Here is a 22,193-nt window from a genome sequence, read left to right as displayed (position 1 = left end):
CTTGACGTTTACGTCAAGCAGGCACGTTGATGAGTCGCCAACACAAAGCAGTCTGCTTCAAGCTCGAATCAACTTTAATTTACTGATTTTTATATATGTAAATCAGTCAGTTAAGCGTTAAAGCTGAAGCTTTATCGAGGTTCTGTTCTTGCGCGGTAACCCGCTGACACAGCTCGATGATCTGCTCGCGCATCCAGCGATTGGCCGGGTCCTGATCCGTGCTTTCGTGCCAATAGAGGTGCGTTTCGACCGAGGGCACGTCATTCACCGGCAGGTACACGAAGTGCAGGTCATTGCGCCGGGCGAAGCGTTCCGGCACGGTCATGACCATGTCAGTCTGCTGCAAGACCTGTGTCGCCATCAGGTAGTGCTGGGAGCGCAGGGCGATCTTGCGCTGGATACCCATCTTGCCCAGCGCCAGGTCCACATGTCCCAATCCACTGCGCCGACTCGAAATATGAATATGTGCCTGGGCCAGGTAGTCATCCAGTCCGAACGCCGGCTTGCCGGTCAGCGGGTGGCCTTTTCGCATGGCGCAGACATACCGGTCTTCCATCAGCTTGACGTGACGTACCTGCGGATCGGTGTTGAGCGGCGCATCGACTGCGAAATCCAGACGCCCGGCCGCCAGTTCTTTGGTCGTCTCGCGACGCTTGGACAGAAAGCTCTCGATGGTCACTGCTGGCGCCAGACGCCGCAGACGTTGAAACAGCAGTGGCAGAATCACCGCTTCGGTAAGGTCGGTCATGCTGATGCGATAGTTCTTGCTGGCCTGCTGCGGGTTGAATATCCGGCTTTCCTGCACGGACACTCTCAGCAGAGACAGGGCATTGCGCACCGGACCGATGATGTTCTGCGCCATTGGCGTGGGGACCATGCCCTGGGCGGTGCGCACGAACAGCGCATCGTTGAAGGTTTCGCGCAAGCGTGCCAGCGCGTTGGAGACAGCGGGCTGGGTGATGCCGACGATCTGTCCGGCCCGGGTCAGATTGGCTTCGGTATAAATGGCGTCGAAGACAATGAATAGATTGAGATCAACCTTGCTCAGGTTCATTGGTGGAGCGCCTCGTCCTGTTTTTGTGGATCGTCGCTTGTGCCGCAACGTGGCTCGATCATATATCGGTTATGAATGTTTATACACGCTGAGAATAGATTAGATAAATGTCTGGGCGTTCTCTAGGATCCTTCTCATCACAAGACGCCCTGAAAAAAGGTAGCTGCTCATGGATTTTGCGTATTCCCCCAAGGTGCAGGCACTGCGTGAGCGTGTGACCGCGTTCATGGATGCCTACGTGTATCCGGCCGAGCCGGTGTTCGAGCGGCAGGTTGCAGAGGGCGACCGCTGGCAGCCGACGGCAGTCATGGAGCAGCTCAAGGCGCAGGCGAGGGCGCAAGGGTTGTGGAACCTGTTCCTGCCCGAGTCAGAGCTGGGTGCCGGGCTGACCAACCTGGAATACGCGCCGCTTGCGGAAATCATGGGCCGTTCGCTGCTGGGGCCGGAACCCTTCAACTGCTCGGCACCAGATACCGGCAATATGGAAGTGCTGGTCCGCTATGCCAGCGAAGAGCAGAAAACCCGCTGGCTCGAGCCTCTGTTGCGCGGTGAGATTCGCTCCGCCTTTGCCATGACCGAGCCGGACGTTGCCTCGTCGGATGCCACCAACATGGCCGCACGGGCCGAGCGTCAGGGCGATGAGTGGGTGATCAACGGCCGTAAATGGTGGACATCCGGTGCCTGTGACCCGCGCTGCAAAATCCTGATTTTCATGGGCCTGAGCAACCCGGATGGTCCGCGTCATCAGCAGCACTCCATGATTCTGGTGCCGGTCGACACGCCTGGCGTGAAAATAGTGCGGCCGCTGCCGGTATTCGGTTACGACGATGCGCCTCATGGTCACGCAGAGGTGCTGTTCGAAAACGTTCGCGTACCTTATGAAAATGTTCTGCTGGGCGAAGGACGCGGCTTCGAAATCGCTCAGGGGCGTCTCGGGCCGGGCCGTATCCACCACTGCATGCGCTCGATCGGCATGGCCGAGCGTGCACTTGAATTGATGTGCAAGCGCTCCATCGATCGCGTCGCGTTCGGCAAGCCTTTGGCGAGGCTCGGGGGCAATATCGACAAGATCGCCGATTCACGCATGGAAATCGACATGGCTCGCCTGCTGACACTCAAGGCGGCCTATATGATGGACACCGTGGGCAACAAGGTGGCGAAAAGCGAGATCGCGCAGATCAAGGTCGTGGCGCCCAACGTTGCGCTGAAGGTGATTGACCGGGCCATCCAGATGCATGGCGGCGCGGGCGTTTCCAATGATTTCCCGCTGGCTTATATGTATGCCATGCAACGTACCCTGCGCCTGGCCGATGGCCCTGACGAGGTCCACCGGGCGGCAATCGGCAAGTTTGAGCTGGGCAAGTACGTACCTGCGGATGTGTTGCGCGGTCGTTCCTGAGCCCTCTGACAGGCCGCTGCCCGCGGCAGATAAGCTTACTGGGAGGCGCTCACGGTCTCCGAAGTAACGCTGCCGCGCAGCACGCATGGGGCTGTGGGAGGCGGCTTGCCGGCGATGCAGTCGACGCGGTATGTCAGGAAAATCGCGTCATCGTTCATCGCCGGCAAGCCGCCTCCCACGGTCCGTTGACCGGGAGCGAACCTCAGCTACTCCACCCACACCTCAACCCGCCGGTTCTTGATCCTTCCATCGTCCAGGTCATTGGCGGCTACCGGCATTTCGTCGCCAAGCCCCAGAATTTCACGGAAGGTCACACCACTTTTCTGCAGTTCACGGCGCACGGCCATGGCTCTGAGCCTTGAAAGCAGCACCGCCCGCTCCGGGTCGCTCTTGGCGTCGCCGAAGCCGACCAGCGTGACATGCTGGTCAAGCTTCCCGTTGGCCTTCAGGTATTCCACCACGCGCTTCAGATCCAGTTGGGCCTTGTTGTCCAGTCGTGCGCTGCCCTGGGCGAAGCGGAAGTTGACCGAAAGACGTTCGGCCTTGCGGGTGAGGGACTGGTAATCGACCGGCATCTGGCTGGTTGTCGAGACCTTGACCGCCTGCACGGTCTGCGCGACGAACCCGTTCTGCGCCACGATGGCCTGACCCTCTGCACTTTGGGCGAACTGCACCAGCGCTTCAGCCCAAGGCTGTTGTTTCAGTGGCGGTACATAGAAGAACAGGCGCCTCGACAGCGGATAATCCTCGGTGGCGATCAGGTTGACCGTCGGCAGCATGGGCTTTGAATCACCATCGGCAATTGCGATGGCACGGGCGCGACGAACGTAGGGCAGGCCGATGAACCCGATACCGTTACGGTCCTTGCTGACCTCATCGGACAGCTGCTCGCTGGACTCGAATCGTAGCGCGGCTTTGGACAGGCTCTTGCCCTGCTTGGCCAGCACCAGTTCCTTGAAGGTTTCCCAAGTCCCGGATTTCTCGTCGCGGGCGTAAAGCCGGATCGGGCCGGTTGTGCCGCCGACCTCGCTCCAGTCCCGGACCTCGCCTGAAAAGATCCGCGCCAGTTGCCGGGTATCCAGCACGCGCAATGGATTGGCTGGATGCAGTATCACAGCCACACCATCGATGGCAATGACTTGTTCTCCGGCAGTGCTTTGAAGGTCACCCAGTCTTGCGAGGTCCGCAGCCTCCTGGGGCTTGATCGGGCGTGAGGAGGAGGCCATGTCGGCCGTCCCTGCATTCAGCGCCTCGAATCCGGTGCCTGAACCATGGGCGGCGACTTCTACCCGAACGGGCTTATCCCTGCCGGGCACCGTGCCTACAACACGCTGTTCATTGGCGGCGTCGCCCGGCAAGGTCTGCACGGCTTGCAGGCCCTGTTGCCGCATCAGACCTTCGACGAGCGCTGGCCCGAGACGGGCGTTGATGGTATTGGAACCTTGAATGCGCAGCGCGGGCGAATCGTCAGTCGGCATCGGCAGCAGGGGAGCCGCGACGCAGGGAAGGGTGGCGCTTGCAAGGAGCAGCGCCGCAAGCAGAGCGCGCAACATCGGCGGCACCTTGAATGAACGGAAGTGCCGAGAGAATAAGACAGCGACGTTACTGCAAAATGACAGTTTTCATGTCGGATGAGGCGCTACCTGCCCGGAATGTCGGGCAGGCGCTTGTGCTCGGCTGTCAGCTGAGTTCGAGCCAGATCGGCGCGTGGTCCGATGGCTTTTCCATGCCGCGCAGATCGTAATCCACCCCGGCAGCCTTGATGCGAGGCTGCAGGCCGCTGGAGGTCATGATCAGGTCAATCCTGAGGCCGCGCTTGGGTTCGTCTTCAAATCCCCGGCTACGGTAGTCGAACCAGCTGAACCGATCGACGACTTCCGGGTGCAGGTGCCGGAAACTGTCCACCAGACCCCAGTTTTTCAAGCGTTCCATCCACTCGCGCTCTTCGGGCAGGAAACTGCATTTACCGGTTTTCAACCAGCGCTTGGCGTTGTCCGGACCGATGCCGATGTCGCAGTCCTGTGGCGAAATATTCACGTCGCCCATCACGATCAGCGACTGCTCATTGCTGAAACGGGTTTCCAGCAGCGTTTGCAGATCGTTGTAGAAGCGCTGTTTGGAGGGGAACTTGGTGGGATGGTCGCGGCTTTCGCCCTGTGGAAAATAGCCGTTCATGATGGTAATGGACTGGCCGTCGGCATCGGCATAAGTGCCCCAGATGAAACGCTTCTGTGACTCTTCGTCGTCGCTGTCAAAGCCCTTGTGCAGTGCCAGCGGTGCCTGGCGCGATAACAGAGCGACGCCGTAATGACCTTTCTGACCATGAAAATGAACGTGGTAACCCAGGGCTTCGATCTCCGCCTGCGGGAACTGCTCGTCCGAGACCTTGGTTTCCTGAAGGCCGATTACGTCAGGCTGGTGTTTCTCGATCAGCGCTGCCAGCTGATGCGGTCGAGCGCGAAGCCCATTGATGTTGAACGAGACGATTTTCATAAAACGGCAGTCCTGAAGAAAAACAAACCGCGATGCTAGCTGACCTGTCGGCTCAGGGCCAGTAGAGCGGGCTGCCGAGCTATATCGAGCCTGTCGGACAATTTGTTTGAACTGTCGCAAGGTGCCATCACTCGAAACGATGCTTGCCCAAGTGCTGCGCAATAGCAGTCCCGTCATTATGAGGTCCGTCCATGTCCCAACCTGCTGCCATCCGGGGCGAAATTCGCCAGCTCGACAGTGGTTATGCCCGTGAAACCCGTGCCTTGCTGTTCCGTGCGTACCGTAACGATCCGACCTTCGCCTATGTCTTCAACTCGCAGCGCTCGGGCTTCGAGAACCGTATTCGCGAAACCATCCGCCAGCTGGTCAAGCAGCACTTCCTGCAGAACCAGCCCGGGATGGGTCTGTTCATTGATGATCGTCTGGTAGGCGTGGCGCTGATTGCGCCGCCGCAGCGTCGTTTGGGCATCACTGAAAGCTGGGCATGGCGATTGCGCATGGTGGTAGGGACTGGCCTGAGCTGCACACAACGCTATCTGGCTTATTACAATGCAGTGCTGGCCTGTGTCCCTTCGGAGACCGTACATGTGCTGCCGTTGATCGGGCTGGAGCCTGAGTTTCAGGGGCAAAAAACCGGACAGGAGCTGAGCGAGCAGCTGCTGCAGGCACTCCACGACTGGTGCTCGGAAGATGAAAATTCCGAAGGCATCGTGCTGGATACTGGAAACCCGCGCTATCTTGAGTTCTATAAGCGGCAGGGCTATCAGGAAATCGGCGAAATCGTGGTAGGACCTGTCCGCGAGCACGTCTTCTTTCACCCCAATCCTAAGGTCCCACTGGCGGTCCATGACGTAACGGTTTGAAACACCGTTGTTTTCGGGCTTTCAGCGTAGCCCTCAGGTCGTGCTAGCATCCATGCCCATGAAGCTTTTCAGAATATGCAGTGGCGGTGTGCTTGTGATGTCTTTGAGTGCTGCGGCCCTGGCCGATGCACGCCTTGATGTGCAGATCACGCCCGCCAACCCGGACCTCAAGGCCAACATCGAAGGTTATGTCGGTGAGCTTGGCGAGCGTAATGCCCAGGCGCTGCGCAACTTCAGTCTGGGTGCGGAACAGCAGGCAGAAAAGGCGGCTCAGGCGCTCGGTTACTACCAGGCGCAGATCGACAGTGAAATTCAGGACGGTGAAAACCCTCGCCTGGTCATCAAGGTCTTGCCGGGTGAGCCTATTCGCTTGCGCAATGTGGTCGTTAGGGTCGAGGGTCCGGCTGCGTCCTTGAAAGCGTTCAAGGTGCCGCAGAGCGATGCTCTCAAGGCCGGTGCCGTTCTGAACCATGGTCATTACGAAGACGCCAAACGGCTGATTCAGAATCAGGCGTCCCGCTACGGCTTTTTCAGTGGTCACTTCACGAGCCAGCGCCTTTCCATTGACCCACGCGCCGGTGTTGCGGATATCGAACTTGTGTATGACAGCGGACCCCGCTATTCGCTGGGCAAGGTGATGTTCAGTGGTGATTCGCCCTTTGACGAAGATCTGCTCAAGCGAATGGTGCCGTTCAAGGAAAACACGCCTTACGATTCGCAGTTGATTGCGGAGCTGAATCAGGCGATGCAGGCAAGCGGCTATTTCGAGGGCGTGCGCGTGGACGCAGCACCGACCGCAGCGGTCGGTCAGGTTATCCCGGTCACGGTTCAACTTGAAACCCGCAAGCCACGAACCATGGGCCTGGGTCTTGGTTTCTCCACCGACGTCGGGCCCAGAGGCAGGGCCAACTGGACCCGGCACTGGGCCAACGCCCAGGGGCACAGCTACGGGTTCGAGTCGGAACTCTCGGCCCCTCGGCAGAACGTAGGCCTTTGGTACGACGTGCCGCTCGATCCGCCGTTGACCGACAAGCTGCGTTTCGCGGGCGGCTATCAATACGAAGAGATCGCAGGTACCGACAGCCTCAGCAAGCTGCTGACCGTCGGCCCCGAATGGCACAGCAAATTGCCCAGCGGCTGGGAACGGGTGATCTCGTTGAAGTGGCAACGCGAGGAATACCGGCTCGGCGATGATTCCGGTCTGAGCACCTTGCTGATGCCGGGCATCAGCTATTCCTATCTGCGCAGCGACGACCGCATCGACCCGCATAAAGGCTACCGACTGCAATTCGATGCGCAAGTGGCCAAAGAGGGGTTGGGGTCCGACGCCAACCTGATTCGCGGCAACGTGCTGCTCAAAGGCCTGACCACCGTCGCGCAAAATCACCGTTTTCTCGGTCGCGTGCAGTTCGGCGGCAACTTCACCGATGGCTACACCTCGATACCCCCGTCACTGCGCTTTTTCGCGGGTGGCGATCAGAGCGTGCGCGGTTATGACTACCAGACCCTGTCACCGACCAATTCCGATGGCGACCGGATCGGTGGACGCTACATGGTGGCCGGCAGTGTCGAGTATCAGTATTCCATTGCCGAAAAATGGCGACTGGCGACCTTTGTCGATCAGGGCAATTCGTTCAACAGCCTGGATCTGCCGAGTCTGAAAACCGGCGTGGGCTTTGGTGTGCGCTGGGTTTCTCCGGTCGGACCGCTGCGTCTCGATCTGGCGCATCCACTGGACGATGACGGCGGCGTTCGTCTGCACTTTTCCATGGGGCCGGAGCTTTGACGAGGATGAACATCAAGCGCGGCCTGAAAATCGCCGGCCTGAGCCTGCTGGCGGTTTTGCTGATTCTGGTGGCAAGCATCTGGCTGGTGCTCGGCACCCAAAGTGGCAGCCAGTGGGTATTGGCCCGCGTGCCAGGCCTGCAACTGGAGAACTTCCAGGGCCAGCTGGGCGGGCAGTGGAGCGCCGACCGGTTGCTCTGGCTGCAAGGTGAGGACCGCGTCGAGGTCCAGGCGCTGGCATTCGACTGGACGCCGGGTTGCCTGCTCAAGATGACGCTCTGCATCGATCGACTGAACGCCGAAAAGGTCATGCTGCACTTTGCGCCCGGCACCGAGCCAGCCAAAGAAGGCCCCATCACGTTACCCAATCTCACGTTACCGCTGGCTATTCAGCTCAAGGATATCCAGCTTGGCAGTCTGCAACTCGACGGCATCGAACAATTGCGCGACCTCAGGCTTGCCGCGCACTGGACGGCTCAGGGGTTGCAGATCGACAGTGCGCATCTGCAACGTGACGAACTGGTGCTGGACCTCAACGGCCTGCTCGATCCTGCTGGCGACTGGCCGTTGACCCTTGATGGGCAATTGCAATTGCCGCCGCAGGACGGCAAACCCTGGACGCTGGCCCTGGATATTCAGGGCGATCTGCTCAAGACCCTGCACCTCAAAGCCGACAGCACCGGGTACCTGGCAGGGGTTCTGAGTGGAGAGTTGCAACCGCTCGCCGAACATTTGCCTGCTCGCCTGAAACTGACCTCGGATCGTTTCAGGCCCAGCGCCGGATTGCCGGAAACGATACAGCTCGATCAATTGCTACTGACCGCCGAAGGTAATCTGGACAGTGGCTATCAAATCAACGGAACGGCCAGCCTGCCTGCTGAAAAAAGCCCCATGACTCTTGTGCTGCAAGGGCTGGCGGATGCCAAGGGCGCCACTATTGACGCGCTGAACCTCACCGCCAGCGAGCAACAGCGTCTGCTGGTCAATGGCAAGCTGAACTGGGAAACCGGTTTCAGCGCAGACGCTTCCGTCGATTGGCTCGATTTCCCGTGGCAGCGGCTGTACCCGCTTGAAGCGGAGCCTCAAGTGGCGCTGCATGCATTCAAGGGGGATGTGTCCTACACCGACGGCAAGTATCTGGGGAACTTCAGTGCCGGTCTCAAGGGGCCGGCCGGCGCGTTTACCGTCGTCAGCCCGTTCAGCGGCGACCTGCAGCGGATCTATCTGCCGCAACTGGAAATGGTGGCCGGGCAGGGCAAGGCCAGCGGTCATCTGAACCTGCAATTCGCCGACGGCATCGGCTGGGACACGGCACTGGACCTGAGCGCGCTGGATCCCTCTTTCTGGGTGGCTGAACTGCCAGGCACGCTGGCCGGTCCGTTGCGCAGCAAGGGGCAATTCAAAAACGAGCAGCTGGAGCTGGCCGCCGACCTGGATCTGAAAGGTCGCCTGCGCGGGCAACCCGCGGTGTTGCAGGCCAAGGCCGACGGTCGGGGGCAGCAATGGAATCTGGCTGGCCTGAGCATGCGCCTTGGTGACAATCGGATCGAGGGGCGCGGCAGTCTCGATCAGCGCTTGCAGGGTCAACTGGATCTGAATCTGCCGCGACTGGGCCAGCTGTGGCCACGCCTGCAGGGTCAGGCGAAAGGTCGCCTGGATCTGGCGGGCACCTTGAAGGCGCCGCAGGGCCAGCTCAATCTGCAAGGCAGCCAGCTCGCGTTTCAGGACAACCGTCTGCAAAGTCTGGTTGCCAGCGCGAAACTCGACCCGGCGCAACGCGCGACGATCAACGTCAAGGGCTCGGGTATTCAGGCGGGCGATACGGCGCTGGGGACGTTGACGCTGGACGGCCAGGGCACCCTCAAGGCGCAGCAGCTGAAGCTTGATTTGCAAGGTCCGTTGCTCAAGCTGGCGCTCGCGCTGGATGGCACGCTGGATAACGGCAACTGGCGTGGCCGTCTGGTCAGTGGCAACGTCCAGAGCGGCGGGCAGGCCTGGCGTCTGCAACAGCCTGCAAAGATCGAACGACTGGCTGATGGCAAACTCAATTTTGGTGCGCATTGCTGGTTGTCCGGTAACGCCAGCCTGTGCGGTGAGGATCAGCGGCTGATGCCCGAGCCTCGCTTGCGCTATCACCTCAAGAACTTCCCGCTCGACAGCCTGGCCCAGTGGATGCCCAAGGACTTTGCCTGGAAAGGATCGCTCAACGCCGACGTTCAGCTGGATGTGCCTGCTGCAGGCCCCAATGGCCAGATCACAGTCGATGCCGGTGGCGGCACCTTGCGGGTGCGTGATAAGGACCAATGGCTCGACTTCCCCTATCAGACGCTGAGGCTGACCAGCACGTTGACGCCCAAGCGCATTGACTCGCGCCTCGATTTCGACGGCGCGAAGCTGGGGCGTCTGCTGTTGAGTGCGCAGATCGACCCGCTGTCCAGCAACAAGGCCCTGTCTGGTGAATTCAGCTTGTCGGGTCTGGACCTGTCGGTGGCGCGTCCGTTTGCACCCATGGTCGAGAAACTCAACGGTCGCTTGAACGGCAGCGGTCGTCTGTCGGGTGGATTGCTGGCACCGCTGGTCAATGGCAGCGTGACGCTGCAGGGCGGCGAAGTGTCGGGTCCAGAACTGCCGATGGAATTGCGTGACCTGAATGTCCAGGCACTGATTGCCGGGGAGAGTGTTCAGGTGAACGGCGGCTGGAAAAGTGGCGCCACGGGGCAGGGTTCTTTGACCGGACAAGTGGCCTGGGGACAGGCATTGGTGGTTGATCTGAGCCTGAAGGGTTCACGGCTGCCAATTCATGTGGAGCCTTACGCCGAAGTCGAAGCGGCGCCTGATCTGAAAGTTTCTATGCAGGGCGAGCGGCTGGCGGTTTCCGGCAAGGTACTGATCCCCAAGGGCACTATCACCGTTCGTGAGTTGCCACCTTCAACCGTCAAGCTGTCGGGCGACACCGTGATTGTCGGCCAGCAGACCGAGGAGGGCGCACCGCCGCTTGCCGTTGCCATGGACATCGACGTGGAAGTCGGCCAGGACAAGCTCAGTTTCAGCGGCTTCGGCCTCACCGCCGATCTGGTCGGGCGTGTCCATATAGGCGACAACCTCGATACCCGTGGCGAGCTCAATCTCAATAACGGGCGTTATCGGGCCTACGGGCAGCGCCTGACCATTCGCAAGGCGCGGCTGCTGTTTGCAGGACCTGTGGATCAGCCTTATCTGGATATCGAAGCGATTCGTCAGACAGACGATGTGATCGCCGGTATTCGCCTGACCGGTAGCGCCGAGCAGCCAACCACCGAAGTGTTCTCGGAGCCTGCGATGAGTCAGGAGCAGGCGCTGTCCTATCTGGTGATGGGCCGTCCGCTGGGCAATTCCGGTGAGGACAACAACATGGTTGCGCAAGCCGCGCTGGCACTGGGCGTTGCAGGCAGTGCTTCAACAACCGGCAAACTGGCCGACGATCTGGGCATCAAGGACTTCGAACTGGACACCACCGGCACCGGCGACAAGACCAACGTGGTGGCCAGCGGCAAGATCACCGACAAGCTGAGTCTGCGCTACGGAGTTGGGGTGTTCGAGCCTGCCAATACCATCGCGTTGCGCTACCTGCTCAGCAAGCGGGTCTACCTGGAGGCGGCCAGTGGAATCGCCAGCTCGCTGGACATTTTCTACAAGCGTGACTTTTGATAGCGGGGCTGTCACAGAAGGCTGAAAAGATGTTGCGCTCGACAGAACAGGCAAGAACCCCCTAAAACGTTTCTTCTTATTGGCTCACCCAGCAAATTATTGGCTCACCCAGCAAAGCGGAATACCGGTAATCATGGATCGATTCAACGCCATGCGCGTTTTCACCCGCATCGTCGAGCTTGGCGGTTTTGCCAGAGCCGCCGAGAGCCTGCAGATGCCTCGTGCGTCGGTGACGATCCTGATCAAACAGCTGGAAGCGCACCTGGGCGTTCAGCTCCTGCAACGCACCACGCGCCAGGTCAGTGCCACGCCTGATGGTAACGCGTACTACCAGCGCTGCCTGAGTCTGCTGGCCGATCTGGAAGATGCCGAGTCAGCGTTCTCGTCCCTAAACGCCGGACCCAAGGGCCTGCTGCGGGTTGATCTGCCCATGAGTCTGGGATGCATGATCGTGATGCCCTCGCTGCCCGAGTTCACTCGGCGTTATCCGCAGATCGAACTGGAGATCGGCATGAGTGACCGGCAGGTTGATCTGATACGTGAAGGCGTCGATTGCGTATTGCGCGCTGGCAGCTCACATGATGAAGCGCTGGTCGCCAGGCCGCTGGAAAACCTGACGCAGATGACCTGTGCCAGCCGGGCGTATCTGGATCAGCATGGCTCGCCGCTGGACCTTGATGAGTTGGCGCAGCATAAGGTGATCGAATATTTCTCGACCGGGACCAACAAGCGTTACGGGTTACAGTTCATGGTACGCGGACAATTGCACGAGCCGCGTCTGCCGCGATCAATTGCCGTCAACAGTGCTGAAGGCTATGTCGCCGCGTGCGAGGCTGGATTCGGACTTATTCAGGCACCGCGCTACCATATTGCCGACAAGTTGCGCAGCGGTACGCTGGTCGAGGTGCTGCGTGAATATCGACCGCCTGCATTACCGTTGATGGCGTTGTATCCACCCCATCGACAGCTGTCGCGGCGGGTGAGGGTGTTTGTCGACTGGCTGGCTGAATTGTGTGCCCGACCCGAGATCAGGGACAGGCTCAATTCCTGAGCGAATTCGGAATTATCCGATATAGGCCATGCTGCACTTTCGTGTTTAACTTCTGGTTCTTATGTAAACCCACTGAAAAAGGACATCGTTTCATGGCTCAAGTGACTCTCAAAGGCGGCCCTGTTCAAGTCAACGGCGAACTGCCAAAGAACGGCAGCGCTGCACCTGCTTTCACGCTGGTGGGTGCCGGTCTGGCTGAGGTGACTCTGCAGGAGTTCGCCGGCAAGCGCAAAGTGCTGAACATCTTCCCAAGCGTCGACACTCCGACCTGCGCGACGTCGGTACGCAAGTTCAATGCTCAGGCGAACGATGTGGCCAACGCAGTCGTACTGTGCATTTCCGCTGACCTGCCTTTTGCCCAGGCTCGCTTCTGCGGCTCCGAAGGTCTGGAAAACGTCAAGAACCTGTCCACCTTCCGCAGCGCCGATTTCAGCGAAAACTACGGTGTCGCCATTGCCGACGGTCCTCTGAAAGGCCTGACTGCACGCGCTGTTGTGGTTCTGGATGAAAACGACAAGGTACTGCACAGCGAACTGGTTTCCGAAATCGCTGAAGAACCGAACTACGAGGCTGCACTGGCAGTGTTGAAGTAACGTTCGGCAACACTTCGACGGCCTGAACCCGTTCAGGCCGTTTTTATTTGTGCTTCAACCGTTTAACGAAAGTAAGCGCTTGGTAAAGGCGCTTTGCTTGCAGCTCATCTGTGCTTATTGTTCAGCCTCCAAAGTAGCCCTCACCTGTAATGGTTGATTTATTCATGCAATCGTCTGGCCCCCGTAAATCCCGTCGCTGGTTGATCAGTTTGTTGGTTCTGTTGCTTATTGTCGGCCTGTGCTGGTGGTTCTGGCCCGGCTCTGCGTCGACGACCGGCACAGACACGGCTGGCAAAGCCACGCATACCAGCAAATCGAGTGGCATGGTCAGGCCGGGTTTTGGCGGCTCGGCTGCTGCTGTTCCAGTGCGCGTCGCGCCGGTGACACAGGGCGATTTCCCGATTTATTACAAGGCGCTGGGCACTGTTACTGCAACCAACACCATCAATGTGCGCAGCCGGGTTGCGGGCGAACTGGTCAAGCTCAACTTCCAGGAAGGCCAGATGGTGAAGGCGGGCGATCTGCTGGCGGAAATCGATCCGCGCAGCTATCAGGTCGCACTGCAGCAGGCCGAAGGCACGCTGGCAACCAATCAGGCACTGCTCAAAAATGCCCAGCTTGACGTTCAGCGCTATCGCGGCCTTTACGCCGAGGACAGCATCGCCAAGCAGACGCTGGATACCGCCGAGTCGCTGGTCAATCAGTACCAGGGCACCATCAAGACCAATCAGGCAGCGGTGGCCGAAGCGAAGCTCAATCTGGACTTCACCCGTATCCGCGCGCCGATTGCCGGCCGGGTAGGGCTCAAGCAACTGGACGTCGGCAATCTGGTGGCGGCCAACGACACCACCGCGCTGGTCGTGATTACCCAGACCCAACCGATTTCAGTCAATTTCACATTGCCCGAGAAAGACCTGTCCAGCGTCATTGCCCGCTATCGCACCGGCGACAAGCTGCCCGTCGAAGCCTGGGACCGCGGCGACGTCAAGATGCAGGCCACCGGCGTCCTCGCCAGCCTCGACAACCAGATTGACGTGGCAACAGGCACCCTGAAGTTCAAGGCGCGTTTCGAGAATCGTGACGAAGCCCTGTTCCCCAATCAGTTCGTCAACGTCCGGCTGCGGGCCGACACGCTGACCCAGGCCATTCTGGTGCCCACCGCTGCGGTGCAGTTCGGCACCAACGGAACGTTCGTGTACGTCATGGACGGTGACAAGAAGGTCAAGATCAACCTGCTCAAAACCGGCCCGAGCAACGAGACTTCCACGGTCATCACCGAAGGTCTGGCTGCCGGAGCCCGTGTAGTGCTGGAAGGCACCGACCGTCTGCGTGACGGCGCCGAGGTCGAAGTGGTCAGTGACAGCAAGGACGTGCCCGCAGGGCCGGGCCAGAAACTGCAGGGCAAACCTGACAGCGGTACCGATAAATCGGCGTCGGTCCTGAAGGCGGATAAACCAAGCGTATGAACATGTCCCGCCTGTTCATCCTGCGCCCGGTCGCCACCACGCTCAGCATGCTGGCGATTGTGCTTGCCGGTTTGATCGCCTATGGCCTGTTGCCGGTTTCGGCGCTGCCTCAGGTGGATTACCCGACCATTCGTGTGATGACGCTGTATCCGGGCGCGAGCCCGCAGGTGATGACCAGTGCCGTGACGGCACCGCTGGAACGTCAGTTCGGCCAGATGCCGGGGCTGACCCAGATGGCCTCGACCAGCTCGGGCGGCGCTTCGGTCATCACGCTGCGCTTCAGTCTGGAAATCAACATGGACGTGGCCGAGCAGGAAGTGCAGGCCGCCATCAATGGCGCCACCAACCTGTTGCCCACTGACCTGCCTGCACCACCGGTCTACAACAAGGTCAACCCGGCAGATACGCCTGTACTGACCCTGGCGATCACCTCCAAAACCATGCTGCTGCCCAAGCTCAACGATCTGGTCGACACACGCATGGCGCAGAAGATCTCGCAGATCAGCGGCGTCGGCATGGTCAGCATTGCCGGTGGACAGCGGCAGGCCGTACGAATCAAGGTCAACCCCGAGGCACTGGCTGCCAACAGCCTTAACCTCGCGGACGTGCGCACGCTGATCAGCGCGTCCAACGTCAATCAGCCCAAGGGCAACTTCGACGGTCCGACCCGGGTTTCGATGCTGGATGCCAACGACCAGCTCAAGTCGCCCGAGGAATACGCGAACCTGATTCTGGCCTACAAGGATGGCGCGCCCCTGCGCCTGAAGGACGTGGCGCAGATCGTCGACGGTGCAGAAAACGAAAGGCTGGCGGCCTGGGCCAATCGCAATCAGGCCGTCCTGCTGAACATCCAGCGTCAGCCTGGCGCCAACGTCATCGACGTGGTGGACCGGATCAAGACCCTGCTGCCCGGCATTACCGATAACCTGCCGGCCGGACTCGACGTGACGGTGCTGACCGATCGTACCCAGACCATCCGCGCCTCGGTCACCGACGTCCAGCACGAATTGCTGATCGCCATCGTACTGGTGGTGCTGGTCACCTTCCTGTTCCTGCGTCGCCTGAGTGCGACGATCATTCCGTCGATTGCCGTGCCGTTGTCTCTCGTCGGTACGTTCGGGGTCATGTATCTGGCCGGTTTTTCCATCAATAACCTCACCCTGATGGCGCTGACCATTGCCACCGGTTTTGTGGTGGACGATGCCATCGTCATGCTGGAAAACATTTCGCGCCACATCGAAGAAGGCGAAACGCCTCTGCAGGCCGCGCTGAAAGGGGCAAAACAGATCGGCTTCACCCTGATCTCCCTGACCCTGTCGCTGATCGCGGTACTGATTCCGCTGTTGTTCATGGCCGATGTAGTGGGACGGCTGTTCCGCGAGTTCGCCATCACGCTGGCGGTCGCGATCCTGATTTCCCTCCTGGTCTCGCTGACCCTGACGCCGATGATGTGCGCGCGTCTGCTCAAGCGCGAACCCAGGGAAGAGGAGCAAAGCCGTTTCTATCGTGCCAGCGGTGCGTGGATCGACTGGCTTGTCCATGTCTACGGTGGCGGTTTGCGCTGGGTGCTAAAGCACCAACCGCTGACACTGCTGGTGGCCATCGGCACGCTGGGCCTTACGGTGCTGCTTTACATCATCGTGCCCAAGGGCTTTTTCCCGGTGCAGGACACCGGCGTCATCCAGGGCATTTCCGAAGCCCCTCAGTCCGTGTCCTTCAAGGCGATGAGCGAGCGCCAACAGGCACTGGCCGATATCATCCTGAAAGATCCATCGGTGGTCAGTCTGTCGTCCTACATCGGCGTAGACGGCGACAACGCCACGCTCAACAGCGGCCGGTTCCTGATCAACCTCAAGCCCCATGGCGAACGCGACCTGACGGCTGCCGAAATCATTCAGCGTATACAGCCGGAAGTCGACAAACTGTCGGACATTCGCCTGTTCATGCAGCCGGTGCAGGACCTGACCATCGAAGACCGCGTCAGCCGGACCCAGTATCAGTTCAGCATGTCATCCCCTGACGCAGAGCTGCTCAGCGAATGGAGCGGCAGGCTGGCAGATGCATTGGCTCAGCGCCCCGAGCTGACGGATGTCGCCAGCGATCTGCAGGACAAGGGTCTTCAGGTGTATATGGTGATTGATCGGGATGCGGCCAGCCGGGTAGGCGTCAGCGTCGCCAACATCACCGACGCGCTGTATGACGCGTTCGGTCAGCGCCAGATTTCAACCATCTATACCCAGGCCAGTCAGTACCGGGTTGTGCTGCAGTCGGCGTCCGCCAGCGAACTGGGGCCGGAAGCACTGGAACAGATTCATGTGAAAACCACTGACGGTGCGCAGGTCAAGCTGTCGAGCCTGGCTCGGGTCGAGCAGCGTCAGGCGCAGTTGGCCATCGCCCACATCGGGCAGTTCCCGGCGGTCATGATGTCGTTCAATCTGGCGCCGAACATCGCGCTGGGCGAGGCGGTCGAGGTCATCGAGCAGGTGCAGAAGGACATCGGCATGCCGATTGGCGTGCAGACCCAGTTCCAGGGCGCGGCGCAGGCGTTCCAGGCATCCTTGTCCAGCACGCTGCTGTTGATCCTGGCAGCCGTGGTGACGATGTACATCGTGCTGGGCGTGCTGTACGAGAGCTACATTCACCCGATCACCATTCTCTCGACCCTGCCTTCCGCTGCGGTCGGCGCGTTGCTGGCGCTGCTCATCAGCGGTAACGACCTGGGCATGATTGCCATCATCGGCATCATTCTGCTGATCGGTATCGTCAAGAAGAACGCCATCATGATGATCGACTTCGCGCTCGACGCAGAACGCAATCGTGGTGTCGATCCTGAGACGGCGATCTACGAAGCGGCCTTGCTGCGGTTCCGGCCGATCCTGATGACGACTCTGGCAGCGCTGTTCGGCGCCGTTCCGTTGATGCTGGCCACCGGTTCCGGCGCAGAGCTGCGTCAACCGCTGGGTCTGGTGATGGTCGGCGGCCTGCTGCTGAGCCAGATTCTGACCCTGTTCACCACACCGGTGATCTACCTGTATTTCGACCGGCTGGGTCGCCGATGGAGCCGCAAACCTGATGCCCCGGTTCGACTGGAGAAGGCTGACGCATGAACCTGTCAGCACCCTTCATCCGCCGACCGGTCGCCACGGTTCTGCTGAGCCTGGCAATCATGCTGCTGGGCGCCGTCAGTTTCCGGCTGTTGCCGGTGGCGCCTTTGCCGAACATGGATTTCCCGGTCATTGTCGTTTCGGCCAGCCTGCCGGGCGCCAGTCCGGAAATCATGGCGTCGAGCGTTGCCACGCCGCTCGAGCGGTCGCTGGGTACTATTGCCGGGGTCAATACCATGACCAGCAACTCGAGTCAGGGCACGACGCGGGTGATTCTGCAGTTCGATCTGGATCGGGACATCAACGGTGCGGCCCGTGAGGTTCAGGCTGCCATCAACGCATCGCGCAATCTGCTGCCCAGCGGCATGCGCAGCATGCCGACCTACAAGAAGGTCAACCCGTCCCAGGCACCGATCATGGTGCTGTCGCTGACGTCGACCGTGCTGGAAAAAGGCCAACTGTACGATCTGGCGTCCACCATCCTGTCGCAGAGCCTGTCCCAGGTCACGGGCGTGGGTGAAGTGCAGATCGGCGGCAGTTCGCTGCCTGCGGTGCGTATCGAACTGGAGCCCCAGTTGCTTTCCCAGTACGGCATCTCGCTGGACGAGGTGCGCACAGCGATTACTGGCAGCAACGTCAGGCGACCCAAAGGCTCGGTGGAAAACGATCAACACAACTGGCAGGTCCAGGCCAACGACCAGTTGGAAACGGCCAAGGATTACGCGCCGCTGATCATTCGCTATCAGGATGGCGCAACGCTGCGACTCAAGGATGTTGCCAAGGTCAGCGATGCGGTCGAGAACCGCTACAACAGCGGTTTCTTCAATGACGACAGGGCCGTGTTGCTGGTCATCAACCGGCAGGCTGGCGCCAACATCATCGAGACCGTGGCGCAGATCAAGACCCAGTTGCCTGCGCTGCAGGCCGTATTGCCTGCCAGCGTGAAGCTCGACATCGCCATGGATCGTTCCCCGGTGATCACTGCAACCCTGCATGAAGCCGAAATGACGCTGCTGATCGCCGTAGTGCTGGTGGTGCTGGTGGTATTCCTGTTTCTGGGCAGCTTCCGCGCTTCGCTGATTCCAACCCTGGCGGTACCGGTCTCGCTGGTGGGCACCTTCGCCATCATGTACCTGTGCGGATTTTCCCTGAACAACCTGTCTCTGATGGCGTTGATTCTGGCCACGGGGCTGGTGGTGGACGATGCCATCGTGGTGCTGGAAAACATCTCAAGGCACATCCATAACGGTCTTGACCCCATGAAAGCGGCTTTTCTGGGGGCGAAGGAAGTTGGCTTCACGCTGCTGTCGATGAACGTCTCGCTGGTGGCCGTGTTCGTTTCGATTCTGTTCATGGGCGGCCTGGTCGAAAGCCTGTTCCGCGAGTTTTCCATCACGCTGTCGGTGTCGATCGTCGTCTCGCTGGTCGTTTCCCTGACGCTGACGCCCATGCTCTGCGCCCGTTGGCTGAAGCCGCGTGAGGCGGAGCAGGAGAATGCGTTTCAGCGCTGGAGCGAACGGGTCAATGACCGGATGGTGGCCGGCTACGATCGTTCGCTTGGCTGGGTGCTGCGTCACCCGCGCCTCACGCTGGTGAGCCTGTTGATCACCATCGTGGTCAATATCGCGCTCTACGTCGTAGTGCCCAAGACCTTCCTGCCGCAACAGGACACCGGGCAACTGATGGGCTTCGTTCGCGGAGACGACGGCCTGTCGTTCAAGGTGATGCAGCCGAAGATGGAAATCTTCAGGCGCGCCGTGTTGGCGGACCCGGCAGTGCAGAGTGTCGCAGGCTTCATCGGCGGCAGCGGCGGCACCAATAACGCCTTCATGATCGTGCGCCTCAAGCCCATCGGCGAGCGCAAGCTGTCGGCCGAGAAGGTGGTCGAGCGGCTGCGCAAGAACCTGCCGCATGTGCCGGGCGGCCGTCTGTTTCTGGCCCCGGATCAGGACCTGCAGTTGGGCGGCGGGCGCGAACAGACCAGCTCTCAGTATCAGTACATCGTGCAGAGCGGCGATCTGGAAGTCCTGCGCGAGTGGTACCCGAAAATCGTCGCCGCGCTCAAATCGCTGCCGCAGCTCACGGCCATCGACGCGCGGGAAGGGCGAGGGGCGCAGCAGGTCACGCTGATCGTCAATCGCGATACCGCCAAGCGGCTGGGCATCGACATGAACATGGTCACCGCAGTGCTGAACAATGCCTACAGCCAGCGTCAGGTTTCCACGATCTATGACAGCCTGAACCAGTATCAGGTCGTGATGGAGGTCAACCCCAAATATGCGCAGGACCCGGTCACCCTTGAGCAGGTGCAGGTCATCACGGCCGACGGGCAGCGAGTGCCGTTGTCGAGCATCGCGCACTATGAACGCAGCCTTGAGAATGATCGCGTCTCTCACGACGGTCAGTTTGCCTCGGAGAACATCTCGTTCGATCTGGCCGAGGGCGTCAGCCTCGATCAGGCGACCGTCGCCATCGAGCGTTCCGTCGCAGCCATCGGCTTGCCCTCCGGGATCATTTCGAAGATGGCCGGGACTGCGAACGCGTTTGCCGCGACCCAGAAAAGCCAGCCCTGGATGATTCTCGGTGCCTTGCTGGCGGTGTACCTGGTGCTGGGGATTCTTTATGAAAGCTACATTCACCCACTGACGATCCTTTCGACCTTGCCGTCGGCGGGCGTGGGCGCCTTGTTGACCATCTATGTGCTGCGCAGTGAATTCAGCCTGATCTCGCTGCTGGGTCTGTTCCTGTTGATCGGCGTGGTCAAGAAGAACGCAATCATGATGATCGATCTGGCGTTGCACCTGGAGCGGGATCAGGGCATGACGCCTCAGGAATCTATCCGCAGCGCCTGTCTGCAGCGTTTGCGGCCCATCCTGATGACCACCATGGCCGCCATTCTGGGCGCGTTGCCGCTGTTGCTCAGCACCGCCGAGGGCGCTGAAATGCGCCGGCCGCTGGGCCTTACCATCATTGGCGGTCTGGTGTTCAGTCAGGTGCTGACGCTCTACACCACCCCTGTGGTTTACCTTTATCTCGACCGCCTGCGTCACCGTTTCAGCCGGTGGCGGGGCCGTCGTACCGATGCAGCTCTGGAAACTCCGTTATGACTGATCGCCTCGCCTTCACAACCCATCACCGATGGCTGGTCAGGCCGCTTGCCATGGGGCTCTGCGTCTTGCTGCTGAGTGCCTGTGCGGTCGGCCCGGATTATCACAAGCCGGACATGTCCACGCCTGCCAGCTTCAAGGCGGCAGCAGGCTGGAAGCAGGCGACACCACGCGATGACGCAATGGCCAGAGGCGCATGGTGGGAGGTCTACGACGACAAGGCGCTCAACGCACTGGTGGAGCGTCTGAACGCCTCCAACCAGACCGTGGCACAGTACGAAGCTCAGTACCGTCAGGCGCAGGCGTTGATTCGCAGCTCGCGAGCAGCGTTCTTCCCGACCCTTGATCTTTCCGTCGGCAAGACCCGCTCCAGTCAGGGAACCGGGAGCAGTACGTCTGGAAGCAGTAACCTCAACTCCGGCATCCGCGAGACCCACAGTGCTCAGTTGGGTGTCAGTTGGGAGGCCGATGTCTGGGGCAAGCTGCGTCGCGGCCTTGAGGCGGACACGGCCAATGCACAGGCAAGTCTTGCGGATCTGGCGGCCATGCGCCTGAGCCTGCAGTCGGAACTGGTGCAGAACTACCTGCAATTGCGCGTCATCGACGAGCAGAAGCGCCTGCTGGAAGCCACGGTCGATGCCTATCAGCGCTCGTTGACGCTGACCCGGAATCAGTACCGTGCCGGTATCTCGGGGCGTGATGCCGTGGCTCAGGCGCAGACCCAGCTGAAAAGTACCGAGGCCGATCTGATCGATCTGGCGTGGCAGCGGGCGCAATTTGAAAACGCCATTGCCGTGCTGATGGGCATGGCGCCAGCGGACTTCAATCTGCAGGCGACGACCTCCATTCCCAGACTGCCGCAGATTCCAGTCGGCTTGCCGTCCCAGTTGCTCGAACGCAGACCCGACATCGCCGCCGCCGAGCGTTCGGTGATGGGCGCCAACGCCAATATCGGTGTTGCGAAGGCGGCTTATTACCCTGACTTCACCCTGAGCATGAGTGGCGGCTATAACAGCAGTACGTTTGCCAACTGGATCAGTTTGCCGAATCGCTTCTGGTCGGTCGGTCCGCAACTGGCCATGACCCTGTTCGACGGGGGGCGACGTTCTGCTGAAGTGGACCGCACCGAAGCCGTCTACGACCAGACCGTCGCCCAGTACCGGCAGACCGTGCTCAACGGTTTCCAGGAAGTAGAGAATTATCTGGTTCAGCTCAAAGTCTACGAAGAGGAAGCCGGGGTCCGTCAGGAAGCACTGGTGGCTGCCCGCGACTCCCTGCGCCTGACCAGCAATCAGTACAAGGCCGGTCTTATCGGCTATCTGGATGTGGTCAACGTACAGGCCACGGCACTGAGTAACGAACGCACGGTGCTGAACGTGCTGCAAAGTCGCCTGATCGCCAGTGTGCAGTTGATCGCCGCCCTGGGTGGGGGCTGGGATGCGCAAACGGGTCTTACGTCCCAGGACCGTTGACTCTCCAGGCGCGACAGGCAGGCGCAGGGCGGTAGCGCGGTCCTGCCTGCAGTCGAGCGATGAGCTGAATAAGATATTTCTATCAAGCGATTGATTAAGATAATGGCTCAATGCCACAT

13 protein-coding genes are annotated in these 22,193 nt (G+C 60.2%); 10 read left to right on the top strand and 3 right to left on the bottom strand.

What is annotated here, in order from left to right:
- Positions 1–106 precede the first annotated feature (106 nt).
- A complete protein-coding gene (locus AC0IXS_RS01515) occupies positions 107–1,054 on the bottom strand; it encodes a LysR family transcriptional regulator (protein WP_057410271.1) in 948 nt (315 codons plus the stop codon).
- A 169-nt stretch (positions 1,055–1,223) separates the two neighbouring features.
- Here AC0IXS_RS01515 and AC0IXS_RS01510 point away from each other — a divergent pair, with 169 nt between their 5' ends.
- Positions 1,224–2,453: an acyl-CoA dehydrogenase gene (locus AC0IXS_RS01510; protein ID WP_057410272.1), complete on the top strand. Its 1,230-nt coding sequence runs from the start codon at positions 1,224–1,226 to the stop codon at positions 2,451–2,453.
- Positions 2,454–2,659: 206 nt separating this feature from the next.
- On the opposite strand, the gene AC0IXS_RS01505 is transcribed toward AC0IXS_RS01510, so the two are convergent.
- Together AC0IXS_RS01505 and xthA are read right to left on the bottom strand one after the other, a co-directional pair.
- Positions 2,660–4,006 carry a substrate-binding domain-containing protein gene (locus AC0IXS_RS01505; protein ID WP_191957840.1) on the bottom strand — a complete coding sequence of 449 codons (1,347 nt, stop codon included), beginning with the start codon at positions 4,004–4,006 and terminating at the stop codon, positions 2,660–2,662.
- A gap of 127 nt (positions 4,007–4,133) precedes the next feature.
- Entirely contained in the window at positions 4,134–4,946 is an 813-nt protein-coding gene (gene xthA, locus AC0IXS_RS01500) for an exodeoxyribonuclease III (RefSeq protein WP_471823543.1), read from the bottom strand.
- A gap of 191 nt (positions 4,947–5,137) precedes the next feature.
- Between xthA and AC0IXS_RS01495 the strand changes: the two genes are divergently transcribed.
- From AC0IXS_RS01495 to AC0IXS_RS01455, 9 genes are all read left to right on the top strand, one after another.
- Entirely contained in the window at positions 5,138–5,809 is a 672-nt protein-coding gene (locus tag AC0IXS_RS01495; RefSeq protein WP_029241826.1) for a GNAT family N-acetyltransferase, read from the top strand.
- Positions 5,810–5,867: 58 nt separating this feature from the next.
- Positions 5,868–7,595 (top strand): autotransporter assembly complex protein TamA, encoded by a 1,728-nt coding sequence (locus AC0IXS_RS01490; protein ID WP_471823541.1) that lies wholly within the window; start codon positions 5,868–5,870, stop codon positions 7,593–7,595.
- A 5-nt stretch (positions 7,596–7,600) separates the two neighbouring features.
- Positions 7,601–11,281, top strand: a complete 3,681-nt coding sequence (locus tag AC0IXS_RS01485; RefSeq protein WP_471823539.1) for a translocation/assembly module TamB domain-containing protein — start codon at positions 7,601–7,603, stop codon at positions 11,279–11,281.
- A 133-nt stretch (positions 11,282–11,414) separates the two neighbouring features.
- Positions 11,415–12,332 carry a LysR family transcriptional regulator gene (locus AC0IXS_RS01480; RefSeq protein ID WP_471823537.1) on the top strand — a complete coding sequence of 306 codons (918 nt, stop codon included), beginning with the start codon at positions 11,415–11,417 and terminating at the stop codon, positions 12,330–12,332.
- 92 nt (positions 12,333–12,424) lie between these two features.
- The gene (tpx, locus tag AC0IXS_RS01475; RefSeq protein WP_320470847.1) at positions 12,425–12,925 is read left to right on the top strand and encodes a thiol peroxidase; all 501 of its coding nucleotides are present in this window, start codon (positions 12,425–12,427) and stop codon (positions 12,923–12,925) included.
- A 149-nt stretch (positions 12,926–13,074) separates the two neighbouring features.
- A complete protein-coding gene (locus tag AC0IXS_RS01470) occupies positions 13,075–14,391 on the top strand; it encodes an MdtA/MuxA family multidrug efflux RND transporter periplasmic adaptor subunit (RefSeq protein WP_025995713.1) in 1,317 nt (438 codons plus the stop codon).
- Positions 14,388–17,498 carry an MdtB/MuxB family multidrug efflux RND transporter permease subunit gene (locus tag AC0IXS_RS01465; protein ID WP_471823534.1) on the top strand — a complete coding sequence of 1,037 codons (3,111 nt, stop codon included), beginning with the start codon at positions 14,388–14,390 and terminating at the stop codon, positions 17,496–17,498. Before AC0IXS_RS01470 ends, AC0IXS_RS01465 begins: the two co-directional genes overlap by 4 nt.
- Positions 17,495–20,602, top strand: coding sequence for a multidrug efflux RND transporter permease subunit (locus tag AC0IXS_RS01460; protein WP_057410563.1), 3,108 nt, complete (start codon positions 17,495–17,497; stop codon positions 20,600–20,602). Before AC0IXS_RS01465 ends, AC0IXS_RS01460 begins: the two co-directional genes overlap by 4 nt.
- Positions 20,599–22,074 carry an efflux transporter outer membrane subunit gene (locus AC0IXS_RS01455; protein ID WP_191957836.1) on the top strand — a complete coding sequence of 492 codons (1,476 nt, stop codon included), beginning with the start codon at positions 20,599–20,601 and terminating at the stop codon, positions 22,072–22,074. The genes AC0IXS_RS01460 and AC0IXS_RS01455 overlap by 4 nt, the downstream gene beginning before the upstream one ends.
- Positions 22,075–22,193 lie beyond the last annotated feature (119 nt).

Source organism: Pseudomonas sp. AC016, from assembly GCF_979253365.1.
The sequence above is the reverse complement of the archived record's forward strand: the minus strand, read 5'-3'. Positions and strand labels throughout refer to the sequence as shown.

Coding starts and splice junctions, on each gene's coding strand:
- AC0IXS_RS01515 (WP_057410271.1), bottom strand. CDS start 1,054: ATGAACCTGAGCAAGGTTGATCTCAATCTATTCATTGTCTTCGACGCC.
- AC0IXS_RS01510 (WP_057410272.1), top strand. CDS start 1,224: ATGGATTTTGCGTATTCCCCCAAGGTGCAGGCACTGCGTGAGCGTGTG.
- AC0IXS_RS01505 (WP_191957840.1), bottom strand. CDS start 4,006: ATGTTGCGCGCTCTGCTTGCGGCGCTGCTCCTTGCAAGCGCCACCCTT.
- xthA (WP_471823543.1), bottom strand. CDS start 4,946: ATGAAAATCGTCTCGTTCAACATCAATGGGCTTCGCGCTCGACCGCAT.
- AC0IXS_RS01495 (WP_029241826.1), top strand. CDS start 5,138: ATGTCCCAACCTGCTGCCATCCGGGGCGAAATTCGCCAGCTCGACAGT.
- AC0IXS_RS01490 (WP_471823541.1), top strand. CDS start 5,868: ATGAAGCTTTTCAGAATATGCAGTGGCGGTGTGCTTGTGATGTCTTTG.
- AC0IXS_RS01485 (WP_471823539.1), top strand. CDS start 7,601: ATGAACATCAAGCGCGGCCTGAAAATCGCCGGCCTGAGCCTGCTGGCG.
- AC0IXS_RS01480 (WP_471823537.1), top strand. CDS start 11,415: ATGGATCGATTCAACGCCATGCGCGTTTTCACCCGCATCGTCGAGCTT.
- tpx (WP_320470847.1), top strand. CDS start 12,425: ATGGCTCAAGTGACTCTCAAAGGCGGCCCTGTTCAAGTCAACGGCGAA.
- AC0IXS_RS01470 (WP_025995713.1), top strand. CDS start 13,075: ATGGTTGATTTATTCATGCAATCGTCTGGCCCCCGTAAATCCCGTCGC.
- AC0IXS_RS01465 (WP_471823534.1), top strand. CDS start 14,388: ATGAACATGTCCCGCCTGTTCATCCTGCGCCCGGTCGCCACCACGCTC.
- AC0IXS_RS01460 (WP_057410563.1), top strand. CDS start 17,495: ATGAACCTGTCAGCACCCTTCATCCGCCGACCGGTCGCCACGGTTCTG.
- AC0IXS_RS01455 (WP_191957836.1), top strand. CDS start 20,599: ATGACTGATCGCCTCGCCTTCACAACCCATCACCGATGGCTGGTCAGG.